The sequence below is a fragment of the Vibrio sp. Vb2131 genome, from assembly GCF_033338535.1.
Classification (GTDB): Bacteria; Pseudomonadota; Gammaproteobacteria; order Enterobacterales; family Vibrionaceae; genus Vibrio; species Vibrio alginolyticus.
In genome coordinates, this window is record NZ_JAWOSW010000047.1 from 1 (window position 1) to 1,182 (window position 1,182).

The 1,182-nt window shown below is 46.8% G+C and carries 1 protein-coding gene; it reads left to right on the forward strand.

Features of this window, described 5'->3' with window-relative positions; genetic code table 11:
* Positions 1-76: 76 nt before the first annotated feature.
* Positions 77-1,182: flagellin (locus R7E38_RS22780; protein WP_226084426.1), on the forward strand; the 1,106-nt coding region annotated here is incomplete at its 3' end.

Below are 1,182 nucleotides of genomic sequence, written 5' to 3' on the forward strand. Positions count from 1 at the left end.
GTAACTTTGAGAGAACTACTTGGTTTTCCGAGACGTCGGAAACCGCTACACCGGAAAATCAATTGGAGAAATCACCATGGCAGTGAATGTAAACACTAACGTATCAGCGATGACCGCTCAGCGTTACCTAAACAACGCAAACTCAGCTCAACAAACTTCTATGGAGCGTTTGTCTTCAGGTTTTAAAATCAACAGCGCAAAAGATGACGCTGCGGGTCTACAAATCTCGAACCGTTTGAACGTACAAAGCCGTGGTTTGGATGTAGCGGTTCGCAACGCGAACGACGGTATCTCGATTGCACAAACTGCTGAAGGTGCAATGAATGAGACCACTAATATTCTTCAACGTATGCGTGACTTGTCTCTGCAATCAGCAAACGGTTCAAACTCGAAAGCAGAACGTGTTGCGATTCAAGAAGAAGTGACCGCACTCAACGACGAACTAAACCGCATTGCAGAAACAACCTCTTTCGGTGGTAACAAGCTGCTAAACGGTACTCACGGTGCGAAATCGTTCCAAATCGGTGCAGATAACGGTGAAGCAGTGATGCTTGAGCTAAAAGACATGCGTTCAGACAACAAAATGATGGGCGGTGTGAGCTACCAAGCTGAAAGTGGTAAAGGTAAAGACTGGAACGTTGCTGAAGGTAAGAACGACCTAAAAATCAACCTAACGGACAGCTACGGCCAAGAGCAAGAAATCAACATCAGCGCAAAAGCGGGTGACGATATCGAAGAGCTTGCGACTTACATTAACGGTCAAACTGACCTAGTGAAAGCCTCTGTAGACCAAGACGGTAAACTGCAAATCTTTGCTGGCAACAACAAAGTCGAAGGCGAAGTCGAGTTTTCAGGCGGCCTATCTGGTGAGCTAGGTTTGGGCGAAGGTAAAAAAGTAACGGTAGATACTATCGACGTAACCTCAGTTGGTGGCGCACAAGAATCTGTTGCTATCATCGATGCGGCACTGAAATACGTAGATAGCCACCGCGCAGAGCTGGGTGCTTTCCAGAACCGTTTCAACCACGCAATCAGCAACTTGGACAACATTAACGAGAACGTGAATGCGTCGAAGAGCCGTATCAAAGATACAGATTTCGCGAAAGAAACGACGGCAATGACCAAATCACAAATTCTATCGCAAGCGTCAAGCTCAATCCTTGCGCAAGCGAAACAAGCGCC